Origin of the sequence: Mesorhizobium sp. M1A.F.Ca.IN.020.06.1.1 (genome assembly GCF_004023265.1) — a bacterium.
In the GTDB taxonomy this organism is placed as follows: Bacteria; Pseudomonadota; Alphaproteobacteria; order Rhizobiales; family Rhizobiaceae; genus Mesorhizobium.
The window spans coordinates 1-4,758 of sequence record NZ_RZSR01000447.1; the positions used below are offsets into that span (position 1 = coordinate 1).

Sequence of the window (4,758 nt, forward strand, 5' to 3'; positions counted from 1 at the left end):
TGGTGACCCTCGGCGAGGACGGCGTGAAGACGATCGAGGACTTCGCCGGCTATGCCGCCGACGACCTGATCGGCTGGAAGGAACGCAAGGACGGCGAGACCAAGGTCTATCCCGGTGTGCTCGCCGATCACGGCGTCTCGCGCGCCGATGCGGAGCAGATGGTGCTGACCGCTCGCAAGAAGGCCGGCTGGATTTCCGAGGAAGAACTGGCCGCTGAGGAAGCGCCCGGTGAAACCGTCGGTGCGTGAGGTGACCACCAATCGCAAAACCCGTGGACGACATGAACGATCGCACTTGCATCGTCACGCGCAGGCAGGCCGAAGCGGATGAACTGATCCGCTTCGTCGTCGGCCCGGATTCGGCCGTCGTTCCGGACATCAAGCGAAATCTGCCCGGCCGCGGTTGCTGGGTCACCGCCGATCGCCTACATATCGACAAGGCAGCGGCGAAGAACCTGTTTGCCCGCGCTTTCAAGGCGCAGGTCACCGTTCCAGCCGAACTCGGCGACATGGTCGACGGGCTGCTTTCCAGATCCGCCCTGGGCATGTTGGGTCTTGCTCGCAAGGCCGGAGCGGTCGTACTGGGCGCCGCCAAGGTAGAGGCTGCCGTGCGCGACGGGCAGGCGCTCTTCGTGCTGCACGCGAGGGAAGCCTCGGACGACGGCGTGCGCAAGATCAGTCAGGCGCGGCGGGCAACCGTTCATCTCGGCGGCCCCGCTACACCGGCCTACAAACTTTTCCCCGAAGCCGAGTTGAGCTTGGCATTGGGGGGTACAAATGTGATACATGCTGCCGTCCTCGCGCAGGATGCGGGTAAGGCGGTTGAGAAGCGCATGGTTGCGCTCGACCGTTATCGGGGCGGAACCCCGGACGATTTGGCAATGCTTGCGGCCGTTGCTGACGATGATGATGCCGCAGAGGATATGGAATGAGCGATACGAAATCGGGCGACGACAAGACGTTGAGCGTTACGCCGAAGAAGACCTTGACGCTGAAGCGCCCTGGCCTCGAGCAGGGCACCGTGCGCCAGAATTTCTCGCACGGACGCACCAAGTCGGTCGTGGTCGAGACCAAGAAGCGCAAGTTCTCGCTGCCCGGCGACAAGCCGGAGCCGGTGGCGCCGTCCGTCTTCACCCCGAAGCCCGCAGCCGCGGCACCCGCGCCTGCCGTGCAGGAAGCGCCGAAGGCGCCGCCGCAGCCGGAACGCTCCGGCATGGTGCTGAACGAATTGTCGCGCGGCGAGATGGAAGCGCGCCGCAGGGCGCTCGAAGGCTCCAAGGCGCGTGAGATCGAGGATCGTCAGCGCGCCCAGGAAGAGGCCAAGCGCCGCGCCGAGGAGGAAGAGCGCCGCAAGCGCGAGCGTGAGGAGTCCGCCCGCCGTCAGGCCGAGGAAGAGGCACGTCTGCAAACCGAGGCCGAGTCCCGCCGCCGCGCCGAGGAAGAAGCGCGCCGCCGCGCCCCGCAAGCCGCCGAACTGGCCACGGCCGATGAGGAAGAGGAGGTCAAGCCGCGGCGCCCTGGTGGTGCCGGCGCCGGAGCGCCTGTGCGCCGTCTGGTCACGCCGGAAGTCGCGCGGCCGGCCAAGCCGACCAAGGGCGAGGAAGACCGTCGCCGCGGCAAGCTGACGCTGAACACCGCGCTGTCGGATGAAGATGCGCGCGGCCGCTCGCTGTCGTCGATGCGCCGCCGCCAGGAAAAATTCAAGCGCGCGATGCACAACGAGCCGCGCGAGAAAGTCATGCGCGAAGTGATCCTGCCCGAAACCATCACCATCCAGGAACTGGCGCAGCGCATGTCCGAGCGCGCCGTGGACGTGGTCAAGTTCTTCATGAAGCAGGGCCAGATCTTGAAGCCGGGCGACGTCATCGACGCCGATACGGCCGAGCTGGTCGCTTCCGAATTCGGCCATACGGTCCGCCGCGTCGCCGAGTCCGACATCGAGGAAGGCCTGTTCAACATCGCCGACCGTCCGGAAGACCTGGTGTCGCGTCCGCCCGTGGTGACCATCATGGGCCATGTCGACCACGGCAAGACCTCGCTGCTCGACGCCATCCGCAACGCCAATGTCGTCTCCGGCGAGGCCGGCGGCATCACCCAGCATATCGGCGCCTACCAGATCGAGAAGAACGGTCAGAAGATCACCTTCATCGACACGCCCGGCCACGCCGCCTTCACGGCGATGCGCGCTCGCGGCGCCCAGGTGACCGACATCGCCGTGCTGGTGGTGGCGGCCGACGACAGCGTCATGCCGCAGACGATCGAATCGATCAATCACGCCAAGGCGGCCGGCGTGCCGATCATCGTGGCGATCAACAAGATCGACAAGCGCGACGCCGACCCGCAGAAGGTGCGCACTGAACTGCTGCGCCACGAAGTGTTCGTGGAATCGATGGGCGGTGAGGTGCTGGACGTCGAGGTTTCGGCGACCAAGGGCACCAATCTCGACAAGCTGCTGGAAGCGATTCTGCTGCAAGCCGAAGTCCTCGACCTCAAGGCCAATCCCGACCGCACCGCCGAAGGCGCGGTCATCGAGGCGCAGCTGGACAAGGGCCGCGGTCCGGTCGCCACCGTGCTGGTGCAGACCGGCACGCTGATGCCCGGCGACATCATCGTCGCCGGCAACGAATGGGGCCGTGTCCGCGCGCTGGTCAACGATCGCGGCGAGCATGTGCCGGAAGCGCCGCCGGCAATGCCGGTCGAGGTGCTCGGCCTCCAGGGCACGCCGCAGGCAGGCGACCGCTTCGCGGTCGTCAACAACGAGGCGCGTGCGCGTGAGATCACCGAGTATCGCCAGCGCCTGGCGCGCGAGAAGGCGGTGGCCAAGCATGCCGGCCAGCGCGGCTCGCTCGAGCAGATGATGTCGCAGTTGCAAGCGAGCGGGCTGAAGGAGTTTCCGCTGGTCATCAAGGGCGACGTGCAGGGCTCGATCGAAGCGATCAACGCTGCGCTCGAAAAGCTCGGCAACGACGAGGTCAGGGTACGGATCGTTCATTCGGGCGCCGGCGGCATCACCGAGACCGACGTCTCGCTTGCCGAGACCTCGGGCGCTGCGATCATCGGCTTCAACGTCCGCGCCAATGCGCAGGCGCGCACGGCTGCTGCCGCTGCCGGCATCGAGATCCGCTACTATTCGATCATCTACAACCTCGTCGATGACGTGAAGGCAGCTCTTTCCGGCATGCTCTCGCCCGAGCGGCGCGAGACCTTCATCGGCAATGCCGAGATCCTCGAGATCTTCGACATCTCGAAGGTCGGCAAGATCGCCGGCTGCCGCGTCACCGAAGGCAAGGTCGAGCGTGGCGCGGGCGTGCGCCTGATCCGCGACAACGTCGTCGTCCACGAAGGCACGCTGAAGACGCTGAAGCGCTTCAAGGACGAGGTTTCGGAAGTGCCGGGCGGTCAGGAATGCGGCATGGCCTTCCAGAACTACGAGGACATGCGCGTCGGCGACGTCATCGAGTGCTTCCGCGTCGAGATGGTGAGCCGGACGCTCTAATTTCGGATATACTTGCCGGAATTCACCGGGCGGCGGCCGCAAGGCTGCCGCCCGAGATCCTTGTTTCGTAGTTGAGACATGTGGCGCGGTCCCATCCCGCGCTTCACGATTTCAGGACTGAAGAAAAATGTCCCGTTCGACAACATCAGGCCCGTCCCAGCGCATGCTGCGCGTCGGCGAGCAGGTGCGTCACGCCCTATCCGAGACCCTGCAGCGCGGCGAAATCGTCGACCCGGTGATCGAGAACAGCGTCGTCTCGGTCTCGGAAGTACGCATGTCGCCCGACCTCAAGATCGCCACTGCTTTCATCTCGCCGCTTGGGGCCGGCGACGCCGACGCCGTGGTCGGGGCGCTCAACAGACATGCGAAGTTCATTCGCGGCCGCGTCTCGGGCGCGCTCAGGCAGATGAAGTACATGCCCGAGTTTCGCTTCCGGCTCGATACGTCTTTCGACAATTTCGCCAGGATCAACGAATTGCTGAAATCGCCCGAGGTCGCGCGCGATCTCGACCACCAGAATAAAAACAACGACAAGGACGAGGAATAGGTGGCGCGCCGCGGCAAGAAGAAGGGCCGGCCGGTCTCCGGCTGGGTGGTGCTGGACAAGCCGGTCGGCATGGGCTCGACCGAAGCCGTCTCCAAGATCAAATGGCTGTTCCAAGCGGAGAAGGCCGGCCATGCCGGCACGCTCGACCCGTTGGCTTCCGGCATGCTGCCGATCGCGCTCGGCGAGGCGACCAAGACCGTGCCTTACGTGCAGGATGGCGCCAAGGTCTACCGCTTCACCGTCGCCTGGGGCGAGGAGCGGTCGACGGACGACCTCGAAGGGCCGGTGACGAACAGCTCGGACCGCCGCCCGGCCGAGGCCGAGGTGCGGGCGCTGCTGCCGAAATACACCGGCGTCATCATGCAGACGCCGCCGCAATTTTCTGCCGTCAAGATTGCCGGCGAGCGCGCCTACGATCTTGCCCGCGACGGCGGGACGGTCGACATTCCCGCCCGCGAGATCGAAATCGGCCGTTTGGACATCGTCGAGCATGGTGTCGATAGAACCGTCTTCGAGGTCGAGTGCGGCAAGGGCACCTATGTGCGCTCGCTGGCGCGCGACATGGGTCGCGATTTGGGCTGCTTCGGCCACATCTCCGAGTTGCGCCGCGTCGAGGTCGAGCCGTTCACGGCGGACGATTTCGTCACCGTCGCCGAGCTCGAAGCGGCGCGCTTCGGCGGCAAGACGGATGAGAATTCGGACGAAGAAGCCGAGGT

Annotated in this window: 4 protein-coding genes and 1 pseudogene; all 5 read left to right on the top strand. The window is 65.6% G+C overall.

Annotation, left to right across the window (positions count from 1 at the left end; translation table 11 throughout):
- Window positions 1-248: pseudogene (locus tag EOA60_RS19340) on the top strand (transcription termination/antitermination protein NusA); the annotation flags it as partial.
- A gap of 32 nt (window positions 249-280) precedes the next feature.
- On the top strand, window positions 281-931 hold the full coding sequence (locus EOA60_RS19345) for an RNA-binding protein (RefSeq protein ID WP_095777502.1): 651 nt from the start codon (window positions 281-283) through the stop codon (window positions 929-931).
- Window positions 928-3,495 (top strand): translation initiation factor IF-2, encoded by a 2,568-nt coding sequence (infB, locus tag EOA60_RS19350; RefSeq protein ID WP_095824227.1) that lies wholly within the window; start codon window positions 928-930, stop codon window positions 3,493-3,495. Before EOA60_RS19345 ends, infB begins: the two co-directional genes overlap by 4 nt.
- Window positions 3,496-3,622: 127 nt before the next feature.
- Complete coding sequence (gene rbfA / locus EOA60_RS19355; protein WP_095824226.1) at window positions 3,623-4,042, top strand: 30S ribosome-binding factor RbfA; 420 nt, start codon at window positions 3,623-3,625, stop codon at window positions 4,040-4,042.
- The coding region (gene truB / locus EOA60_RS19360) for a tRNA pseudouridine(55) synthase TruB (RefSeq protein WP_128311746.1) at window positions 4,043-4,758 on the top strand (716 nt) is incomplete at its 3' end.